Here is a 1967-nt window from a genome sequence, read left to right on the forward strand (position 1 = left end):
ACGCACCGCGTTCGGCCAAGATCATCTGGCTCAAGGACAAGCAGTCTGGCAGGGACGCAGCTAAGTCGCGCTCTGTGCAATTCAGGCAAGGGTTATTGAAACCATAATCTATGGTCATATTCTTCAGCATAATTGTTTTTGCGTATCTGTTGTCGACCGGGTTCCACCCACTTAGGCTTCGGGCATCTTTTGGAGATGCTCGATGCCTTTTCGTTACTTCGTTAAACACCTTCTGATGCCGCCCGGCATTTTGTTGCTGTTGCTGGCGCTTGCCTGGTGGTTTCGTCGCACCCGACCGAGGCTGGCGGGCGTATGTTTTGCGCTGGGCTCTGGCGGCTTCTTGCTCATGAGCCTGCCGATTGCGGTGGAGTGGGGCGCCAAAGCCCTCGAACATGATCCGGCGTTGGGTCGCGAAGAATGGGCGACTCTGGCGCAGCGGGCTGACGCGATCGTCGTGCTCGGATCGGGCCGTGAGCGCGGGGACCCCGCTTGGGGCAGCGATCAGCCAACTGATGTTGCACTGGACCGTGAGCGTTATGCCGCGCGCCTCGCCAAAGCTTCCGGTTTACCGATTCTCACTACGGGTGGTTTGCACTACGGCACACCGCCGAGTGAGGCGCGCCTGATGGCAGATTCGATGCGCGAGGATTTCGGCGTGACCGTGCGCTGGCAGGAAGAGCGCAGCCGCACCACGTGGGAAAACGCTCAGTTCAGCGCCGAGATGTTACTGCCGCAAGGCATCAAGCGCGTGGTCGTGGTGACGCAGGCGTGGCATATGTCGCGCTCGGTCTGGAGTTTCCAGCAGGCAGGGTTTGAGGTGGTGCCGGCGCCGATGGGCTTTTTGAGTGTGGCTAACGGCGAGCCGTTGGGTGGCTGGATACCCGACGCCAAATCTGTCCGGCGCAGTGGGCAATTGATCAATGAGGCGGTTGGGCAGGTCGGGTATTGGTTGTTCTACCGCTGAAGGTCACAAGATCGCAGCCTCGTTTTACTCGACAGCTCCTACAGGGATTGCGCGCTCTTCCTGTAGGAGTTGTCGAGTGAAACGAGGCTGCGATTTTTTTTTAGCTCAACTTGAATCCACCCATCTGCCGCGCCAGATCATCGGCCAAGCGCTGCAACATCTGACAATCCTCACGACAAGCCCTGACCTCTCCCGCCGTCGCCCGCGCCAGATCGGAAATCCCCTGGACGTTGCGGTTGATCTCTTCCGTGACCGCCGACTGTTCTTCCGTCGCAGTCGCCACCTGATGATTCATGTCGCTGATTCGCTCGACCTGCCCGGTGATCGCGGTCAGCGAGGCGCCGGTACGCTGGCTCGACTCCACGCCGGTACCCGTCGCCGCTTGCCCGGTGTGCATCGACGACACCGCATTCTCCGCGCCTTGCTTGAGGCTGCCGATCATCTGTTGAATCTCGTCGGTGGACGACTGCGTACGGCGTGCAAGCGTGCGCACTTCATCGGCGACCACGGCGAACCCGCGCCCCATGTCCCCGGCGCGTGCCGCTTCGATAGCGGCGTTCAATGCCAGAAGGTTGGTCTGCTCGGAAATCCCGCGGATCACCGCCAGGACTTGATCGATAGACGCCACCTGATTCGCCAACTCGCCCACCGCACTGGCGGCAAGGCCGATCTCGTCGGACATGCTTTCGATATGCCGGATCGAGCCGCTGACCACTTCGCGCGCCTGCATCGCTTCATCGCGGGCGGTTTGCGAAGCGAACGCCGCATTGCCGGCGTTCTGCGCGATTTCCTGCACGGTCAAGCCCATCTCATGAACAGCGGTGGCGACCATATCGGTCATTTCCTGCTGACGCCCGGAACGCTCGGCGGTGTTATCGACCACCTTCGCCACCTGGCTGACTGCTGTGCGCAAACGCTCGCTGGTGGTGAGCACTTCCCCGATCATTTCGCGCTGGCTGTCGAGGAATCGGTTGAAGCCGCGTGCGAGGTCTCCCAACTCATC

At 60.8% G+C, this 1967-nt stretch carries 2 protein-coding genes; one reads left to right on the top strand and one right to left on the bottom strand.

Translation table 11 applies throughout. The features are described from left to right. The first annotated feature begins 202 nt into the window (after positions 1–202). Positions 203–964 (top strand): YdcF family protein, encoded by a 762-nt coding sequence (locus F8N12_RS27415; RefSeq protein WP_150579179.1) that lies wholly within the window; start codon positions 203–205, stop codon positions 962–964. 100 nt (positions 965–1064) lie between these two features. Here F8N12_RS27415 and F8N12_RS27420 read toward each other — a convergent pair. Then, positions 1065–1967: methyl-accepting chemotaxis protein (locus tag F8N12_RS27420; protein ID WP_150583131.1), on the bottom strand; the 903-nt coding region annotated here is incomplete at its 5' end.

The sequence above is a fragment of the Pseudomonas fluorescens genome, assembly GCF_902497625.1.
Lineage (GTDB): Bacteria > Pseudomonadota > Gammaproteobacteria > Pseudomonadales > Pseudomonadaceae > Aquipseudomonas > Aquipseudomonas fluorescens_BQ.